The organism is Rhizobium sp. Rhizsp82 (assembly GCF_047325115.1).
Lineage (GTDB): Bacteria > Pseudomonadota > Alphaproteobacteria > Rhizobiales > Rhizobiaceae > Rhizobium.
Map to the genome: position 1 here is coordinate 1,589,759 of NZ_CP168570.1, position 17,092 is coordinate 1,606,850.

General features: G+C 59.8%; 18 protein-coding genes and 1 tRNA gene. 15 read left to right on the top strand and 4 right to left on the bottom strand.

Annotated features, from left to right (window positions below):
* The first annotated feature begins 4 nt into the window (after positions 1–4).
* From ACEN84_RS12510 to ACEN84_RS12550, 9 genes are all read left to right on the top strand, one after another.
* Positions 5–544, top strand: coding sequence for a hypothetical protein (locus ACEN84_RS12510; protein ID WP_413711020.1), 540 nt, complete (start codon positions 5–7; stop codon positions 542–544).
* Between the two features lie 94 nt (positions 545–638).
* Positions 639–800 carry a DUF1328 domain-containing protein gene (locus ACEN84_RS12515; protein WP_112387679.1) on the top strand — a complete coding sequence of 54 codons (162 nt, stop codon included), beginning with the start codon at positions 639–641 and terminating at the stop codon, positions 798–800.
* Positions 801–1,019: 219 nt separating this feature from the next.
* A complete protein-coding gene (locus ACEN84_RS12520; protein WP_413711021.1) occupies positions 1,020–2,072 on the top strand; it encodes a GH25 family lysozyme in 1,053 nt (350 codons plus the stop codon).
* 185 nt (positions 2,073–2,257) lie between these two features.
* Complete coding sequence (locus ACEN84_RS12525; RefSeq protein WP_413711022.1) at positions 2,258–2,668, top strand: sugar 3,4-ketoisomerase; 411 nt, start codon at positions 2,258–2,260, stop codon at positions 2,666–2,668.
* Positions 2,665–3,777, top strand: coding sequence for a DegT/DnrJ/EryC1/StrS family aminotransferase (locus tag ACEN84_RS12530; RefSeq protein WP_413711023.1), 1,113 nt, complete (start codon positions 2,665–2,667; stop codon positions 3,775–3,777). The genes ACEN84_RS12525 and ACEN84_RS12530 overlap by 4 nt, the downstream gene beginning before the upstream one ends.
* Complete coding sequence (locus tag ACEN84_RS12535) at positions 3,774–4,763, top strand: glycosyltransferase family A protein (protein WP_413711024.1); 990 nt, start codon at positions 3,774–3,776, stop codon at positions 4,761–4,763. Before ACEN84_RS12530 ends, ACEN84_RS12535 begins: the two co-directional genes overlap by 4 nt.
* Before the next feature lie 63 nt (positions 4,764–4,826).
* A complete protein-coding gene (locus tag ACEN84_RS12540) occupies positions 4,827–5,501 on the top strand; it encodes an acetyltransferase (protein WP_413711025.1) in 675 nt (224 codons plus the stop codon).
* Position 5,502: 1 nt separating this feature from the next.
* Complete coding sequence (locus ACEN84_RS12545; RefSeq protein ID WP_413711026.1) at positions 5,503–6,432, top strand: hypothetical protein; 930 nt, start codon at positions 5,503–5,505, stop codon at positions 6,430–6,432.
* Positions 6,425–7,366 (top strand): GNAT family N-acetyltransferase, encoded by a 942-nt coding sequence (locus ACEN84_RS12550; protein ID WP_413711027.1) that lies wholly within the window; start codon positions 6,425–6,427, stop codon positions 7,364–7,366. The genes ACEN84_RS12545 and ACEN84_RS12550 overlap by 8 nt, the downstream gene beginning before the upstream one ends.
* Before the next feature lie 96 nt (positions 7,367–7,462).
* Here ACEN84_RS12550 and ACEN84_RS12555 read toward each other — a convergent pair.
* A tRNA-Gln gene (locus ACEN84_RS12555) sits at positions 7,463–7,536 on the bottom strand.
* A 246-nt stretch (positions 7,537–7,782) separates the two neighbouring features.
* Between ACEN84_RS12555 and ACEN84_RS12560 the strand changes: the two genes are divergently transcribed.
* From ACEN84_RS12560 to ACEN84_RS12570, 3 genes are read left to right on the top strand one after another with little or no spacing between them, the layout of a single operon-like run.
* Complete coding sequence (locus ACEN84_RS12560; protein ID WP_413711028.1) at positions 7,783–9,327, top strand: exopolyphosphatase; 1,545 nt, start codon at positions 7,783–7,785, stop codon at positions 9,325–9,327.
* Positions 9,328–9,334: 7 nt separating this feature from the next.
* Entirely contained in the window at positions 9,335–10,054 is a 720-nt protein-coding gene (locus ACEN84_RS12565; protein WP_112713132.1) for an RlmE family RNA methyltransferase, read from the top strand.
* Between the two features lie 57 nt (positions 10,055–10,111).
* Positions 10,112–10,495, top strand: coding sequence for a VOC family protein (locus ACEN84_RS12570; protein WP_112713130.1), 384 nt, complete (start codon positions 10,112–10,114; stop codon positions 10,493–10,495).
* A 1-nt stretch (position 10,496) separates the two neighbouring features.
* On the opposite strand, the gene ACEN84_RS12575 is transcribed toward ACEN84_RS12570, so the two are convergent.
* On the bottom strand, positions 10,497–11,921 hold the full coding sequence (locus tag ACEN84_RS12575) for a DHA2 family efflux MFS transporter permease subunit (protein ID WP_413711029.1): 1,425 nt from the start codon (positions 11,919–11,921) through the stop codon (positions 10,497–10,499).
* A gap of 236 nt (positions 11,922–12,157) precedes the next feature.
* Between ACEN84_RS12575 and ACEN84_RS12580 the strand changes: the two genes are divergently transcribed.
* Positions 12,158–13,147, top strand: coding sequence for an MBL fold metallo-hydrolase (locus tag ACEN84_RS12580; protein WP_199626224.1), 990 nt, complete (start codon positions 12,158–12,160; stop codon positions 13,145–13,147).
* 39 nt (positions 13,148–13,186) lie between these two features.
* Here the strand turns inward: ACEN84_RS12580 and ACEN84_RS12585 are convergent, their stop codons facing one another.
* Positions 13,187–13,798: an SAM-dependent methyltransferase gene (locus ACEN84_RS12585; protein ID WP_130279007.1), complete on the bottom strand. Its 612-nt coding sequence runs from the start codon at positions 13,796–13,798 to the stop codon at positions 13,187–13,189.
* A gap of 292 nt (positions 13,799–14,090) precedes the next feature.
* On the opposite strand from ACEN84_RS12585, the gene guaB reads away from it, so the two are divergent.
* Both guaB and ACEN84_RS12595 read left to right on the top strand, forming a co-directional pair.
* Positions 14,091–15,575, top strand: coding sequence for an IMP dehydrogenase (gene guaB / locus ACEN84_RS12590; RefSeq protein WP_112713122.1), 1,485 nt, complete (start codon positions 14,091–14,093; stop codon positions 15,573–15,575).
* A 2-nt stretch (positions 15,576–15,577) separates the two neighbouring features.
* Positions 15,578–16,129 (top strand): hypothetical protein, encoded by a 552-nt coding sequence (locus tag ACEN84_RS12595; RefSeq protein WP_413711030.1) that lies wholly within the window; start codon positions 15,578–15,580, stop codon positions 16,127–16,129.
* On the opposite strand, the gene ACEN84_RS12600 is transcribed toward ACEN84_RS12595, so the two are convergent.
* Positions 16,130–17,044 (bottom strand): LysR family transcriptional regulator, encoded by a 915-nt coding sequence (locus tag ACEN84_RS12600; RefSeq protein WP_112713118.1) that lies wholly within the window; start codon positions 17,042–17,044, stop codon positions 16,130–16,132.
* Between the last annotated feature and the right edge of the window lie 48 nt (positions 17,045–17,092).

Sequence of the window (17,092 nt, forward strand, 5' to 3'; positions counted from 1 at the left end):
CCTAATGAAGGGGCGCATCAGCGTGAACTGGATCAATCGTTATATCGACGAGCCGTTGCTTGACGGCGCGGCGAGCGTGCTCAAGGCATGGCATATCCGCACCGGTCAGGCGCCGGAGCGGCTGGAGCCGGTCTGGAATCTCACTGTTATCTCGCTTCTGACGGCGGGCTGCTGGTATGGTCTCTCGGGCATGCCGCTGGCGCTCAGCATCGCCGCGCTCGTGGCGCTCGCTCTGCCGTCGCTGCGCAAGCTGCTGCGGCTGAAGAAATCCAATGCCTACGATGCCCGCCAATACAAGTCGGCCCGCGCCCGCGCCGTCTCCAAGCGTGAGGCCGAATGGTCGCTGCGCATGACGGTGCTGTCGGTCTCCGGCGGCCTGCCGTTTCTGGCCGGCAGCGACGATCCGGTCGGCCACGCCTTCATGGCCGGCGCCTGCGTCTGGTTCGTGCTGACGGCGCCCGTGAAGTTCTATCTGGATGCCGCCGAGCCGCCCGCACCCGATCAGGGCGACCGCGCCGAGCGCGCCGTTTTCAACTTCGGCTGAGCTTTACCGCCAATCTGTGCCAGATCCGGCCGCCCGATGGAACTAAGTCCTTGGGCGGCCGTTATTATGTCAGTCCAACGCATAGGAGATCGCCATGCTGTATTACGCTCTGGTATTCCTCGTCGTGGCACTGATTGCCGGCGTGCTCGGCTTCGGCGGCATTGCAGGCGCTTCGGCGTCCATAGCGCAGGTTCTTTTCTTCATATTCCTGGTTCTCTTCGTCGTATCGCTCGTCATGCGCTTGATGCGCCGCTGACGGCACGAATGAACAGGATCGCATCTGGACCCGGCGGTGAAACGCCGGGTTTTCTGCGTCTGGATCAGCCCGCCTTCGTGCGGAAATGACACGCCCGTCCGGAAAATTCCGGCGTAAAGATTGGATTCAACATTTCCCAGTAAACTGCCGTTAGCCATTCGTCCGGCCTCGTTCAGGCTGGATGTGTCAGTGTCGTTTTCTGTGTTGTGTACGAGTTCCATGCGTTTTTCGGCTGTACCCGCGATCTTTCTTGCCTGCCTGACCATTTCGGGCTGTGCATCCAGCACGACCCCGGAGGGCCTGGTATCAGGCGTCGTGTCGAAGGAAACGACGAGCTCGGTTTCCGCTTCACCGCCGCCTGCCGCCGTTCCGGCAGCCCCCGTCATGGCCGAAGTCGCCCCGCCCGCCGCCGTTCCGCATCAGGAAGAACTCGCCTGGGCAGGCCGCGTGCCGCAGCCGCAGGCTTTCGAGCCGGTTGACCGCATGGTCGGCGCCCCCGTTCCTGCCGAGCGCCCCGAAGCGTTGATGGCGGCACCGCCATCCGTTGCCGAACCCGCCTTCTCCCCTCGCACCCGCTCGCGCATCTATACCCACCGCTTCCGCGATGCCAAGCCGATCAATTTCGGCCGCGCCTCGCCGCGCAAGCTTGCCGTCCACGGCGTCGACGTCTCGCGCTGGCAGGGCGATATCGACTGGGTGACGCTGCGCAGCCAGGGCGCCAACTTCGCCTATATCAAGTCGACCGACGGCGGCGACCATCTCGACCCGATGTTCCGCACCAACTGGCAGCGCGCCAAGGCCGCCGGCATGAAGCGCGGCGCCTATCACTTCTTCTACTGGTGCCGCACCGCCGGCGAACAGGCCGACTGGTTCATCCGCAACGTCCCGCGCGACCCGGACGCCCTGCCGCCGGTGATCGACGTCGAGTGGAACGGCGAATCGAGCTGCAAGCGCCGCCCGTCACCCGAGCGCGTCGTCGAAAAGATGCAGGTCTTCATGGACAAGCTGGAGCGCCACTACGGCAAGCGCCCGATCATCTACACCGCGCCCGACTTCTACCGCGACAACCTGCGCGGCCAGTTCCAGAACCACCCCTTCTGGCTCCGCTCCGTCGCCGCCCACCCCGCCCAGGTCTACCCCGGCCGCCGCTGGATGCTCTGGCAATATTCCGGTTCGGGGCTTTCTCAGGGTGTGGAAGGGAAGATCGATCTGAACGTGTTCCATGGGTCGGAAGCGGAATGGCATGAGTTTGCTTCGCCGCGGGAGGGGTGAGGGCCTTGGTGAAATGTAATTTCGACTACATTTTGGCCTGACTCAAGAGGCAAACTAACTATCCCGTACTCGCTCAAGCAGTCTATTGGCTTCCTGCGAATTGGATATTGCATCCGAAGTGTCATCTCGTTTAGTTGAGACTGAAAATCTCGGGAAGCGGATGATGACCCGGAGGAGCGAGTTAAATGACGATCGCCGACTGCCGCATATTGCAACTACCTAAGATATCGGATGTCCGGGGCAACCTGACCTTTATCGAGGGTGGCAACCACATTCCGTTCGACATAGCGAGAGTCTATTTCCTTTATGACATACCCGGCGGCGCCGATCGTGGAAGTCATGCCCACAGAAAGCTGCATCAGCTTATGATTTCAACTTCGGGAAGCTTTGACGTTATCCTGGATGATGGGATGGAGAAAAAGCAGTTTCATCTCAACCGATCTTTTCAGGGCTTATATATTTCCCCGATGACTTGGCGCTATCTGGATAATTTTTCGTCCGGAGCAGTCTGTACCGTGCTCGCGTCGGAGGTATATGACGAATCGGATTACATACGCGACTATAATGTCTTCCTCAGCGAGGTTGAGAGCCGATGAAGGTTCCCTTTTTAGATCTAAAACTGGCCTACGAAGAGCTTTCGGATCAACTTGAGCCCGCAGTTCTGCGTGCACTAAGGTCTGGTTGGTACATCGGAGGCCAAGAGGTCGAGGCTTTCGAGTCCGTCTATGCAAAATATTGCGGTGCGTCCCAAGCTGTTGCTGTTGCCAACGGCCTGGAAGCGCTGGAACTGGCTTTGAGGGCTTGTGATATTGGCCCGGGAGACGAGGTTATCGTTCCGTCGAATACCTTCATTGCGACTTGGCTGGCGGTAAGTCGAACTGGTGCAACGATTGTGCCGGTTGAACCTGACGAATACACCTACTGTATTGAGGCGATAGCCGTCAGCAAGGCGATTACCGAACGCACCAAGGCCATCATTCCTGTACATCTTTATGGGCAACCCGTAGATATTGATCCAATCGTAGCGCTTGCGGAGCCGTCAGGAATTTTTGTCATAGAGGATGCCGCCCAGGCACATGGTGCTAGATATCGCGGCCGTCGGATCGGCGGAACGCGTCACGCCACAGCTTGGAGCTTCTATCCCGCGAAAAATTTGGGAGCTTTGGGTGACGCGGGCGCTGTCACGACTGACAGCGCGGAAATCGCGGATCGCCTCAGAATGCTGCGGAACTACGGCTCGAAAGAGAAGTATGTCAACGAGATTGCCGGGTTCAATAGCCGAATGGACCCAGTTCAGGCGGCCGTGCTGGCATTGAAGGTAGGGGTCCTCGACGTTTGGAATTCGCGGAGGCAGTCGATCGCCAACCGATACATTGAAGCGTTCCGTGCTACGCCACTGGTTTTACCAGTTGTCCCAGAGTGGGCTGATCCTGTTTGGCACCTTTTTGTCGTTCGTCATCCTCAACGCGACTGGCTGGCTGATGAATTGTCGAAACGTGGAGTGCAAACGCAGGCGCACTACCCTATACCCCCACACGAGCAGCAGGCATATGCGCATCTGGGCTACGCTTCGGAAGCTTTTCCGCTTGCGGGGCTTCTTGCACGGGAAGTCTTAAGCCTTCCTATAGGGCCTCAGATGAGTACAGCGGAGGTGGATTGGGTAATCGAATCTGTCCTGGACGTCTTGGGGCGCCCGAACGAATGAACGAGCTAGTCGATATCGCTGACGGAGAAAAGAAGCTCTGCTCGATAGTCTGCACGACTTATAATCATGCAAGATATTCGACTGCCGCAATTGAGTCCATCGCGCAACAGGACTACCCTAACCTCGAAATCATAGTCGTCGATGACGGATCGACTGACGGAAACGACCGTGTCTTGCGGGATGCGCTGGAGGCAAGTGGAAGGCCTTTCAAGCTCATTCTGCAGCAAAATACCGGCAACGTTCCCATGAATGTTAATCGCGGGCTAGCGGTAGCCACCGGAGCTTATGTTTCGCTATTTTCGTTGGACGACATCCTTTATCCGGATTGCATCTCATCCAAGATGAAGTCACTTGCAGCTGATCCGGACTTGGTATTTGTCGCTAACAGCTCCAATGTTGAGATTGACGCCGAGGGCACAGTCGTCAAATCGATGCGATCGCGTGGCGGGCTGGCTCGGAGAGAGATTCGCTCTGTTAAAGAGCTATTAGAGCATGAGTTCTCGTTTTTGGGCTCTTTTTACGTTCAGGGCGCTGTCGTTAGGTTTGATATCGTTAAGGCCTTCGGTGGCTACGACGAAGATATGGCCGGTGACGATTTGATATTTAGGACCAAGTTGCTGCAACATATGTTGTCGCATCCGAATATGAAGTTCAGCTTCATTGAGGCCGCCGGGATGGCTTATCGCAAACATCAAACGAACCTTCATCGCAATCTTTGGCGGCAGGTTCGTACGGTCGTGCAGTGGAAAAATCGCTACTTTCCAGAGCGGACTCTCCCAGAACGTGGAGAAAAATTGATAAAGCGCTTTCTGAAGAATGGTGTATTGCAAGGTCGTAAAGATGAAATTCGAGATGCTATTGAGTTCGACCCCCGAATTCGTGAGATATTCTGCAGCTATAGCAACACATTTTCTTATAAGACGCATGTGTCTCAGGCAGCTTTAAGAGGCATATTTAAGCGCATATATCCGATTTCGGCAAAGTAGCTGCGGTTTTCAAAGAAAGCCGTACAACGTATCGCTGTAACGTTCCAACGAGGTCAGAAACAAATGAAGAAGCCGCTTTTGATCATTGGTGCGGGTGAATTCGCCGATATTGCCCATGAATATTTCTCTCAGGACTCCGACTACGAAGTCGTTGGTTTTGCAGTCGAGAGAGCTTTTCTCGATGGATCAGAGCATCGTGGGCTGCCTTTGGTAGCTTTTGAGGATGCAGAGAGCCGTTTCGACCCGAAGACGGTGGCGGCTCATGTCGCGGTGACGAATACGCAGTTAAATCGTGTGCGAGAGCGGCTGATCGTAACAGCAAAGGCAAAAGGTTATGAGCTGGCGAATTATGTGAGTTCTAGGGCGTTCGTTTGGCGTACGGCGACGCTCGGCGAGAATGTATTCGTCTTTGAAAACAACGTTATTCAGCATGGTGCGAAAGTCGGCTCCGGTGTGGTGCTATGGAGCGGTAACCACATCGGTCATCAAACCGTACTTGGCGACTACACCTTCGTTTCGTCCCACTGTGTTATCTCAGGCTATTGCAGGATAGGGCGTCGCAGTTTTCTGGGGGTGAATGCAGCCTTCGCTGATCAAGTGGAAATTGGCGAAGACTGCTTCGTCGCGCTTGCCGCAGTCATAAATAAATCATTTCCCGAGCCCGGGTTGATTATCACCGGTCACCCCGCTGCCGTATCGAAAGTAAGCAGCTACAGATACTTCAAACTGGAAAATTGATATGAGTTGGGAGAAGCTCGGGCAAGTCTATTGCCCTGACGGAAGACAGGGCTGGGATCTGCATTCCTTTATGACGCCTGTCCCCCTGCAGATTTCAGACAAGGTCATTCGTGTCTATGGGGGTGTACGCGATCAAAATGGGATATCGCGAATTGCTTGGATAGACGTCGATCGAACTAATCCAATGCGCGTGCTGCAAGTGGCGTCCAAGCCGGTCCTTGATGTCGGGAAGCCCGGTATGTTTGACGACAACGGGGTAATATTGGGCGATCTTGTCTGGGCATCACCGCAGGAACTCCGTATGTACTATGTCGGTTTTCAGTTGGTTCAGAAGGTCAAATTTCTCGCGTTTACCGGGCTTGCTATTAGTCTGGATCGTGGGGAGACGTTCAACAGAGTTAAGAGCACGCCAGTCATTGATAGAGCATTGCAAGCACCATTTATCGCTGCGCTGCATAGCATTGAGAGGCAAGATTCCGGCTACCGAGCTTGGATATCATGCGGCCAGCGGTGGCAAAATATAGATGGTACGGATTACCCGCAGTACAATTGTTGGGCCGTCGATAGTGCGGATGGAATAGCATTTGATATGCAACGTGCCGTCAAGATACTAGATGTGGCCGAGAACGAGTACCGCATAGGTCGTCCAAGAGTTAACCGCACTAAAGCTGGTTATGAGCTTCGAGTTACGTCCGATACTCTTGATAAAGAGTATGCCTGCTTTTTGGCATTGTCACATGACGGCATTCGGTTCGATCGTACCATGATTTCAGAGCTACCCGTGGGGACGAAGGGAGCTTGGGACGACGAAATGACGTGCTATCCCGCCAGAATAGATACCCCGCAAGGCGAAAGCTATCTATTTTACAACGGGAATGGAATGGGACGAACAGGGCTAGGCGTGGCTCGCTGGATTGAGTCGAATGAGTGACATTACCGTTCATGCGTACAGGGCCGACGATGCGAGTGAATGGAACGCCTGGATTGCAGCATCTAAAAGCGGCACATTCCTTCATGATCGCCGTTTCATGGACTATCATGCAGACCGCTTTGATGACGCGTCTATGATCGTAAGATCGGCCGGAAAGCTGATAGCCCTATTTCCCGCAAATAGAAGCGCAGATACCATTATTTCCCACGGGGGGCTGACGTATGGAGGGATGATTGTCGATCAAAAGATGCGGACAGCGACGTGCCTTGATGTCTTTTCGGCAATATTGAGCTACGCCCGAGCTGCTGGAGCTGACAAGTTGCTCTACAAGCCCGTGCCCCACATCTATCATCGACAGCCTGCGGAAGAAGACTTGTATGCCGTCTTTCGGTCGGGCGGACGACTCGTTCGGTGTGATGCATCGGCAGCTATACCGTTACGCGATCGTCCAAAGGCTTCGAAGTCGCGTCTTCACGCCGCCAGGGCGGCTCAAAAAGCGGGTGTCGTGGTGCTTGAAACCGGCGATTGGCCCGCTTTTTGGGCCATACTGACCGATGTCTTGTCGCAGCGTCATGATGCAAGCCCGACGCACTCATTGGGCGAAATAGAGTTACTGGCATCTCGCTTCCCTGAACGCATTCGACTGTTCGGTGCTTTTCATGAAGGGAGGATGATCGCTGGACTTGTCACATTCGACTGCGGGCCGGCGATTCATGTTCAGTATATCGCGGCGTCACCCAAAGGACGTGATCTCGGCGGTGTGGATGTCGTCGTTGCACATCTTACAGATACGGTATTCGTCAACCGGGACTGGTTTGATTTCGGCATCTCCACGACGAATCGTGGTCTTCAGTTGAACGAAGGTCTGGCTCAGCAGAAAGAGATGTTTGGCGGCCGTTGTGTTGTCTATCAGCAATTTGAAATAGACCTTTAGCTAAAACCGGCATGCAGCGTTATCTCCCGAGAGAACACGGCGAGGATAATAGTTTTTCCTCGACTGGAAATCCAAGAAGGGGAAGAAAAGAAAATTTGGCTGGGGAACCTGGACTCGAACCAAGATTAACGGAGTCAGAGTCCGTCGTTCTACCATTGAACTATTCCCCAGCAGGAGCGGCGCGTCGGCCGCTTCGCTGTCGTGCGGGGCTTATAACCAAAAGACGGCGGAATGCAAATACCTGTTTTGAAAAAAATCGAGAGAGCTGTGGAAGGGGCGTTTCAGGGCCTTCTAAAACTGATTTCAAAAAGAATTTGGTGATTTTCGCATGCGCTGGTATTCTTGCGGCAACGCAAAAATCTAATGAGCGCCAGCAGCATACCGGTCAGGCCTTGCGCGGCGCGTGGAAAAAGAACGTGGAAGACCCCGAAGGCGGCGCCAAGCCGCAATTTGACGGGGCGCCAGCGGCAGGACGCAAGGACGGTAAAAAGTCCCGGCGCCGCAAGGGAAAACGTAGCGGTCAATCCCGCAACGCACCCCAGGCCGCTTCGCAGACCGCCTCCGGCACCCCCGGAGACGCTGCGCGCCCGACGGAAAACGCAGCAGGGAATCCGTCCCGCAAACGCAAGCGCCGCCGCCGTGGCGGTGGTCATGCCGCAGGACAGGCCGATTCCGGGGCTCCCGCACACAATCATCCGCAAAAGGCGCCCGAAGCAGCCGCATCGAGCACTGGTGATTCGGAGCATCCCTCGCGCCGCAACCGGCGCAAGCATCGCGGCAAGCGCGGCCTGCAGGGCCGTCCGCTGACGCCGGGCAAGGCGGCCGTCCAGCCGTCTGCCGTTGCTGCCCCCGCTTCGGCGCGCGCCAATGGTGCCGCCCAGCCGCGCGGCAACGAGCTGCAGCGTCCGCCGCGGCTTCCCGAGCGCGAACATCACGCCCACGAGCATCCCTGGCCGGACGAGCTCTATGCCGCGCTCGACCTCGGCACCAACAATTGCCGCCTGCTGATCGCCCAGCCGACCCGTCCTGGCCAGTTCCGCGTCGTCGATGCCTTTTCGCGCATTGTCAGGCTTGGAGAGGGGCTGGCGGCGAGCGGCCGTCTCTCCGACGAGGCGATGGACCGCGCCGTCGATGCGCTGCGCGTCTGCGCCGGCAAGTTGAAGAACCGCGAGATCCGCCGCATGCGGCTGATCGCCACCGAAGCCTGCCGTCAGGCGTCGAATGGCGAAGACTTCCTGAAGCGCGTCGTTGCCGAAACCGGCCTCGAGCTTGAGATCATCGACCGCGAAACCGAAGCGCGCCTTGCCGTCTCCGGCTGCTCGTCGCTGGTCGGGCGCGAGACGCGCTCGGTCGTGCTCTTCGATATCGGCGGCGGCTCGTCCGAAATCGCGGTCATCCGCATCGGCGAAAACCGCTTCAGCCGGCTTGCCAATCACATCACCCACTGGACCTCGCTGCCCGTCGGCGTCGTCACGCTCTCGGAGCGGCATGGCGGGCGCGATGTGACGCCCGACGTTTTCGAGGGCATGGTCTCCGAAGTGGCCGGCATGCTGTCGAATTTCATTTGCCCGGAGATCGAGGTGGTGGAATCGACCGATTTCCATCTGATCGGCACTTCGGGTACGGTCACGACGCTGGCCGGCGTGCATCTCGATCTGCCGCGTTACGATCGCCGCAAGGTGGATGGCATCTGGCTCTCGGATGACGAAGTTTCGGCCATGCAGGCAAAGCTGCTCTCATGGGATTTTGCAAGCCGCGCCGCCAATCCGTGCATCGGGCCTGACCGGGCCGATCTGGTTCTGGCGGGCTGCGCCATTCTGGAGGCGATCCGCCGCCGCTGGCCGAGCCCGCGCATGCGCGTTGCCGATCGCGGCTTGAGAGAAGGCCTGCTGACGGACATGATGGCGGATGACGGCGTCTGGCGCCGCCATCGCAATCGCCGCGGCCAGCGTGGAAGGTAGGGGAAGAATGACCAAGGCACCCATCGCGGGCAACCGCACCGGCCGCAAGCTCGGCCAGCGCGTCAAGAACAAGAAGATGAAGGCGTCCTCGCGCCAGTGGCTGAACCGCCATATCAACGATCCCTATGTGCAGCGCGCGCAGCTGGAAGGCTATCGCGCCCGCGCCGCCTTCAAGCTGCTGGAGATCGACGAGAAGCACGGCATCCTCAAGGGTGCGCGCCGCATCATCGACCTCGGTGCCGCGCCGGGCAGCTGGTCGCAGATCGCCGCCAAGGTCACCGATTCCACCGACGAGGACATCCGCGTCGCCGCGATCGACTTCCTGGAAATGGCGCCGCTGCCGGGTGTCAAGATCCTGCAGCTCGACTTCCTCGATCCGGAAGCGCCTGCCAGGCTGATCGAAGCCGTCGGCGGCACGCCCGATCTCGTCATTTCCGATATGGCGGCGCCGACGACCGGCCATCACCGCACCGATCACCTGCGCACCATGCATCTCTGCGAGGTCGCGGCGCATTTCGCGATCGAAGTGCTGGGCGAGGGCGGCCACTTCCTGGCCAAGACCTTCCAGGGCGGCACCGAGCGCGAACTCCTGACCATGCTGAAACAGCATTTCAAGCAGGTCGTGCACGTCAAGCCGGCGTCCTCGCGGGCGGAATCCGTGGAGATGTTCCTGCTTGCCAAGAGCTTCAAGGGCCGCCAGGCGCAAACTGACGTTACGGAAGCTTGATCTTTCCAGGGATCTCGGGCGATTATGACAGTCCCAAGACAGGACTGCCATCGACCTATGCTTCTCTATGTGACCCTCGGAACCAATGACGTCGAGCGGGCCCGGCGTTTCTATGACGCCGTGCTGCCGCTGCTCGGCTATCGCTGCCAGCGCTATTCGGAAGAAGAAATCGGCTATTCGGCGGATGGCGATAGCCGCTGCCGCCTGTGGATCGTCACGCCCTTCAACCGCCGCCGTGGCTCGGCAGGCAACGGCACCATGGTGGCGTTGTCGGCAGCATCGAGGGCCGATGTCGATGCCTTCTATGCCGCGGCGATCGCCGCTGGCGGTGCCGATGAGGGCAAGCCGGGCCTTCGCCCGTTCCATGCTGATTTCTACGCCGCCTATGTCCGCGATCAGGACGGCAACAAGCTGAGCGCCGTCTGCGAACAGCCGGAGTGAGCTATTTCACCGCCGGCTGCTCGGCTTCCATGACGGCAGGCGCCACGCGCTTGCCGCGATGGCCGGAGACGAGCGCGCCAGCATTCTTGTCCATGCGGATGAACGGGATCATGGCGATGATCGTCAGCGCGGCGATCACGTAGAAGGCCATATGGAAATCCGCCACCTGCAGCGCCTCGCCGCGGAAATAGATGCAGGTCTCCAGGATCATGGCGGCGACGGAAACGCCGAGCGCCAGGCTGATCTGCTGCAGCACCGAGCTCATCGAGGTCGCCTGGCTGGCTTCCGAGTCTTTGATGTCGGCGAAAGCCAGCGCATTGATGCCGGTGAAGATGAAGGAGCGCGAGAAGCCGCCGATCAGCAGGATCATGACGATCGCCAGATGCGGGGTCTCGGGCGTGAAGAAGCCGGTAGCGGCGGTGACGACGGTGGTCACGCAGGCAGCGGTCAGCAGCGTCGAGCGGAAGCCGACGGCGGCAAAGACGCGCCGCGCCATGAACTTGGTGGTGATCGCGCCGATCGCGCCCGAGAAGGTGATGAGACCGGACTGGAACGGCGTCAGGCCGAAGCCGAGCTGCAGCATCAGCGGCGTCAGGAAGGGCATGGCACCGACGCAGATGCGAAACAGCGTGCCACCCGTCGTCGAGGCGCGGAACGTTGCGTTCTTGAAGAGATCGAGATTGAGGATCGGCGCCGGATGGCTCCTGGCATGGCGGACGTAGAGCCAGCCGCAGATGAGGCCGACGACGGTGGCGGCAATGCCGATGATCGGCGGCAGCGCCGGCAGGCTGACGACCGACAGGCCGAAGACCACGCCGGCGGCCGAAACCGAAGTCAGGATGAAGCCTATGAAATCGAGTTTCGGTGGCCTCGTCGCCTCCACATGCGGCAGGAAGATCGTCGCCAGCCAAACGCCGGCAAAGCCGACCGGCACGTTGATCAGGAAGATCCAGTGCCAGCTGAAATAGGTGGTGATGAAGCCGCCGAGCGGCGGCCCGGCAAGAGGCCCCACCAGCGCCGGGATCGTCAGCAGCGCCATGGCCGATACGAGGTCGCTTCGCTGCGTCGTCCTGACGAGAACCAGGCGCCCGACCGGGGTCATCATCGAGCCGCCCATGCCTTGCAGGAAGCGGGCGAAGACGAATTCGACGAGGTTCGAAGAGAAGGCGCAGAAGATCGAGCCGACGACGAAAACGCAGATGGCGAGGCGGAAGATGTTCTTGGCGCCGAACCTGTCGGCCATCCAGCCGCTGATCGGAATGAAGACGGCGAGCGACACCATGTAGGATGTCAGCGCCAGCTTCAGGGTAATGGGGTTGACGTGGAGGTCATTGGCGATCGCTGGGAGGGCGGTGGCGATGACGGTCGAGTCCATCTGCTCCATGAACAGAGCGACGGCGAGGATCAGCGGAACAATGCGGTTCATAGGCGAAAGCCTTGAATGGTGGTCTTGGGGGCGGGTGCTGTTTAGTCCTGGTCTAGGTCTCTGCCAATCCCGGAAACGCCGAAGTTTACACATCTGCTTCACGTCTGCGTGAGACGGCTTGTTCGGCAACTTCTCCTTTCAAGATTGACATATGCTTACGCCGCCGGGGCTAGAAATCCCGGCGAATTCACAAGGGATGGGTGCGAAAAGATCGCACATTGCCGGAGGATCCATATATGGCAGTTTCATTGGGGATGAAGCGGCGCACACTTTTTGCCGCAGGCCTTGGCCTGCTGGCAGCGCCGGCCATTTTAAGAACGACGGCCCAGGCGGCCGCGACTGGAGATACAGGTAAGATGACGACGGCATTGCCAGAGATCAATCAATTCAAGCTCGGCTCGTTCAAGATCACCGCCATCCGCGATGGCAGCAACGTGCTGGAAAAGCCCTTCGAGACCTTCGGCACCAATCAGGATCCGGAAACGGTCAAGAAGCTGCTGACCGACAATTTCCTGCCGGGCGACAAGTTCGTGAACAGCTATTCGCCCGCCATCATCGATACCGGATCGGATGTGATCCTCGTCGATACCGGCTTCGGCGCCGGTGCCCGTGAGCGCGGCATGGGCAAGCTGCAGGATGGCCTGAAGGCGGCCGGCTACTCGGCCGATGACGTCACCGTCGTGGCGCTCACCCATATGCACGGCGACCATATCGGCGGCATGATGGAGAACGGTGCCCCCGCCTTCAAGAATGCCCGCTATGTCGCCGGACAGGCGGAATACGATTTCTGGACGGACAAGGCCCGCGAAGGCACGCCGGCCGAAGGCGGCCACAAGGCGGTTCTCGCCAATGTCGTTCCCTTTGCCGAAAAGACCACCTTCATCAAGGAAGGCGATTCCGTCGTCAGCGGCATCACCGCCATGCTGGCGCCCGGTCACACGCCTGGCCACATGGTCTTCCATGCGCAGTCGGATAACAAGCAGATGGTCTTCACCGGCGATACCGCAAACCACTACATCCTGTCGCTGCTGCATCCCGAATGGGAAGTGCGCTTCGACATGAACAAGGCGGAAGCCGCGGCATCCCGAAAGAAGGTGTTCGACCTGATCGCCACCGACAAGATCGCCTTCCTCGGCTATCACATGCCGTTCCCGGCTGTCGGTTTCGTCGAGAAGCAGGGCGCGGGCTACCGCTTCGTGCCGAAGAGCTATCAGTTCGATATCTGATGACGAAAGCGGGAGCGGCTCTCACCGCTCCCGCCCATTTCAATCCGCGTTGCGCTGCCAGAAGGCCAGCGGGTTGCGCCGGGAAATGCGATAGACCGCAGCCGGCGGAAAGTTCTGGATCGTTCGCCCGACGAGCACGGCCTTTAGGCCCAGCCGGTCGAGTATCGGCCGCGGCACCGGGCATCGCGGGCCGTAGGTGAACTGGTAGAATTTGCCCTGATTGCCGAGATGCCTGAAGGCGCCGGCAAGAATGCTCATCACCTGGCGCGGCGGCATCGAGAGAAGCGGCAGTCCGCTGACGACGGCGCCTGCCGGACCGCCAAGTTCAAGCTGGCCAATCTTCGCCGCATCGCTTTCCACGATCGCTGCCTGCGGAAACCGCTCTGCCAGCATGCCGGTAAATTCCCGGCCTTTTTCGATCAGCACCAGATCGCTCTCGGCAACGCCGCGGCCGATGAGGGCGCGGGTGAAGACGCCGGTGCCGGGTCCGAGCTCGATCACCCGGCCGCATGCCGGATCGATCTCCTGGGTGATCAGCTGGCCGAGCGAGCGGCCCGAGGGAATGGCGGAGGCAACCCGCAGCGGATTGCGCAGCCAGGCGCGCAGGAAGACGAACGTATCTGACGATGTGCAGGTGCAGGTGGTGTTCACGGCGTGCAGGCTCCGTTGAAAGGTGGGAAGTATGACGTCTTGAAGAAAATGCAGTCCAGCCCGTGGACACATGGGAAAGCAGGGTGCGCCAAACAAGGCTGCCGGACGTCAGAATACACTGTTCCGTCCTATTCTCTGGACGCGCGGCTGGCATTCGCGTTTTGCTATTCCCATCCTGTCATAGACGTGTTACCAGCCCTCGCCAACTTCCAAAGCAACCCTTGCACACCGCCGGTGCGGACGATTCGTTCCGGGTGGGGTCGCATTTTTTCTTAATTGAAGGAAATTGGCCATGGCTCGCATCATTGAAACGCCAACCGGATTGGACGCACTCACCTTCGATGACGTGCTGCTGCAGCCCGGTCATTCCGAGGTTCTGCCGGGCCAGACCAGCGTTGCCACCCGCCTCGCTCCCGACTTCGAACTGAACATCCCGATCATCTCCGCCGCCATGGACACGGTCACCGAAGCCCGCCTGGCAATTGCCATGGCCCAGGCCGGCGGTCTCGGCGTCATCCACAAGAACCTGACCCCGGCTGAACAGGCCGAACAGGTCCGCCAGGTCAAGAAGTTCGAAAGCGGCATGGTCGTCAATCCGGTGACGATCGGCCCCGATGCGACGCTGGCCGATGCGCTGGCGCTGATGAAGATGTACTCGATCTCCGGCATCCCGGTTGTCGAAAAGTCTGGCCGCCTCGTTGGCATCCTCACCAACCGCGACGTCCGCTTCGCCTCCGATCCGAGCCAGAAGATCTACGAACTGATGACCCGCGAGAACCTCGTAACGGTCAAGGAAAGCGTCGATCAGCAGGAAGCCAAGCGCCTGCTGCACGCACACCGCATCGAGAAGCTGCTGGTCGTCGACGGCGAAGGCCGCTGCGTCGGTCTGATCACCGTCAAGGACATCGAAAAGGCACAGCTCAACCCGAACGCCGCCAAGGATGCACAGGGCCGTCTTCGTGCTGCCGCTGCCGTCGGCGTTGGTGAAGATGGTTTCGAGCGCGCCGAGCGCCTGATCGATGCCGGTGTCGACCTGCTGGTCGTCGATACCGCCCACGGCCACTCGGCCCGTGTTCTGGAAGCCGTCGGCCGCGTCAAGAAGCTCTCCAATTCCGTCCGCGTCATGGCGGGTAACGTCGCGACATCGGAAGGCACCAAGGCGCTGATCGATGCCGGTGCGGACGCCGTCAAGGTCGGTATCGGCCCGGGCTCGATCTGCACCACGCGCGTCGTTGCCGGCGTCGGCGTTCCGCAGCTCGCCGCCATCATGCTGGCCGTCGAAGCCGCGCAGGCGCAGAACATTCCGGTTATCGCCGATGGCGGCATCAAGTTCTCCGGCGACGTTGCCAAGGCGATTGCCTCCGGCGCCTCCGCCGTCATGATCGGCTCGCTGCTCGCAGGCACCGATGAAAGCCCGGGCGAAGTCTATCTCTACCAGGGCCGTTCCTTCAAAGCCTATCGCGGCATGGGCTCCGTCGGTGCCATGGCGCGCGGCTCGGCAGACCGCTACTTCCAGGCCGAAGTGCGCGACACCCTGAAGCTCGTCCCGGAAGGCATCGAGGGACAGGTTCCCTACAAGGGTCCGGTTTCCGGCGTCGTCCACCAGCTCGCAGGCGGCCTGAAGGCAGCCATGGGCTATGTCGGCGGCAAGGACATCAAGGAGTTCCAGGAGCGCGCCACCTTCGTGCGCATCTCCGGCGCCGGTCTTCGCGAAAGCCATCCGCATGACGTGACGATCACCCGCGAAAGCCCGAATTATCCGGGCTCCGGCGTCTGATCATGGAAGCAGGCAGCCGGATACCCGCCTGGATCATCTGGCTGCTCGCCATCCTCAGCCTTGCCGCCTTCGGCTGGGCTGTCTTCGGTTTCGTGCTGCCGTTTGAGCACGAAACCGGCCGCGCCATGCTCGACACCTATGTCGCGGGTTATGACGACGCCACTGTTGCCGCCATGCAGGTTCTGCTCAACGGCAATCCGGTGGCGCACGATATGCTCCGCGCCATGTATCTCGGCCCGGAACTGGTGCTTCCGGCGTTGCTCGCGATGCTGCTCCTCACCGTCATCCTCAAGCTCGACACCGGCAGCCGCTATTTCGGCCGTCCGGTTCATCCGGCCCTGGTCAAGGCTGTCTGCGCCTTGCCGATCCTCTATGCGCTGGCCGACTACGGCGAGAACTTCGCAAGCCTGACGGCCTTCAGCGACAGCGCATCGGCCGCCATCGCCGCAGCAGCACTTCCCTGGCTCACCAAGCTCAAATTCGCCGCACTCGCCGTCACGCTGATCGCCATTGTCCGCTTCGTGCTGATCCGCATCGGCCCGAAGGCGGAGTAATCAGCGCGGCCAGCGCCAGGGTGGGTTTGTCAGCCGCGCCGCGCAGAATTCCGCAAGTACCTCGATCTTCGCCGGCCGCGACCGCGCCGAGGGCGTGACGAAATAGAGCGCACCGCTCGGCAGCGTCCAGTCGGTCAGGATCGCCTTCAACCGCCCGTCCGCCAGATATTCGCTCACCATGAACTCGGGAAGCTCGCAGATGCCGAGACCGCGCAGCGCCATCGGAATGAGCGCTTCGGAATTCGTCGCCCGCAACGGCCCGTTCGGGGTGATGGAAATCTCTTCTCCCTCCCGGCTCTTCAGCCGCCAGATGTCCTGGCGCGGACGATAGGCATAGCCCATCAGGTGGTGCGCCTCGAGATCGCGCGGATGCTGTGGGCAGCCGTATCGCTCGAGATATGAGGGCGCGGCGACGATGAAGGGCGCCACCGGCGCCAGCCGCCGCGCCACCAGCGAGGAATCCGGAAGCACGGCAATCCGCAGCGCCGCATCGAAGCCTTCGCCGACGAGATCCGTGCTCGCATCGCTCATATGCAGATCGATGCTGATATCGGGATATTGCTCGAAGAAATCCGGCAGGATCGGCGCCAGCCAGCGCACGCCGAAGGACATCGGCGCCGCTAGCCGGATCAGCCCGCGCGGGCGGCTGGAGAGTTCGCGCGCCGCGTTTTCGATCTCCTCTGCCTCGGAGAAGATCCGCGATGCCCGGTCGGCAAGGCGGGAGCCGAATTCTGTGAGCGACAGCTGCCGCGATGTCCGGTTGAAGAGCCGGGCTCCCAGCCGCTCCTCCAGCCGGCTGACGCCGCGCGACACCGTCGCCGTCGATACGCCGAGCGCCTTGGCGGCCCGCGCAAAGGAGCGCTCCTCGGCCACCTTGGCGAACATCGCAAAGCCTTCAAAGTCCGGCAGTTTCATCGTTTCATTTCTGCAATGATGGATTACTTTTCTTTCTATTCCGAAACG

What these genes read in the sequence shown, in the direction of transcription:
- ACEN84_RS12510 (WP_413711020.1), top strand. Translation starts at nt 5, where the DNA reads ATGAAGGGGCGCATCAGCGTGAACTGGATCAATCGTTATATCGACGAG.
- ACEN84_RS12515 (WP_112387679.1), top strand. Translation starts at nt 639, where the DNA reads ATGCTGTATTACGCTCTGGTATTCCTCGTCGTGGCACTGATTGCCGGC.
- ACEN84_RS12520 (WP_413711021.1), top strand. Translation starts at nt 1,020, where the DNA reads ATGCGTTTTTCGGCTGTACCCGCGATCTTTCTTGCCTGCCTGACCATT.
- ACEN84_RS12525 (WP_413711022.1), top strand. Translation starts at nt 2,258, where the DNA reads ATGACGATCGCCGACTGCCGCATATTGCAACTACCTAAGATATCGGAT.
- ACEN84_RS12530 (WP_413711023.1), top strand. Translation starts at nt 2,665, where the DNA reads ATGAAGGTTCCCTTTTTAGATCTAAAACTGGCCTACGAAGAGCTTTCG.
- ACEN84_RS12535 (WP_413711024.1), top strand. Translation starts at nt 3,774, where the DNA reads ATGAACGAGCTAGTCGATATCGCTGACGGAGAAAAGAAGCTCTGCTCG.
- ACEN84_RS12540 (WP_413711025.1), top strand. Translation starts at nt 4,827, where the DNA reads ATGAAGAAGCCGCTTTTGATCATTGGTGCGGGTGAATTCGCCGATATT.
- ACEN84_RS12545 (WP_413711026.1), top strand. Translation starts at nt 5,503, where the DNA reads ATGAGTTGGGAGAAGCTCGGGCAAGTCTATTGCCCTGACGGAAGACAG.
- ACEN84_RS12550 (WP_413711027.1), top strand. Translation starts at nt 6,425, where the DNA reads ATGAGTGACATTACCGTTCATGCGTACAGGGCCGACGATGCGAGTGAA.
- ACEN84_RS12565 (WP_112713132.1), top strand. Translation starts at nt 9,335, where the DNA reads ATGACCAAGGCACCCATCGCGGGCAACCGCACCGGCCGCAAGCTCGGC.
- ACEN84_RS12570 (WP_112713130.1), top strand. Translation starts at nt 10,112, where the DNA reads ATGCTTCTCTATGTGACCCTCGGAACCAATGACGTCGAGCGGGCCCGG.
- ACEN84_RS12575 (WP_413711029.1), bottom strand. Translation starts at nt 11,921, where the DNA reads ATGAACCGCATTGTTCCGCTGATCCTCGCCGTCGCTCTGTTCATGGAG.
- ACEN84_RS12580 (WP_199626224.1), top strand. Translation starts at nt 12,158, where the DNA reads ATGGCAGTTTCATTGGGGATGAAGCGGCGCACACTTTTTGCCGCAGGC.
- guaB (WP_112713122.1), top strand. Translation starts at nt 14,091, where the DNA reads ATGGCTCGCATCATTGAAACGCCAACCGGATTGGACGCACTCACCTTC.
- ACEN84_RS12595 (WP_413711030.1), top strand. Translation starts at nt 15,578, where the DNA reads ATGGAAGCAGGCAGCCGGATACCCGCCTGGATCATCTGGCTGCTCGCC.
- ACEN84_RS12600 (WP_112713118.1), bottom strand. Translation starts at nt 17,044, where the DNA reads ATGAAACTGCCGGACTTTGAAGGCTTTGCGATGTTCGCCAAGGTGGCC.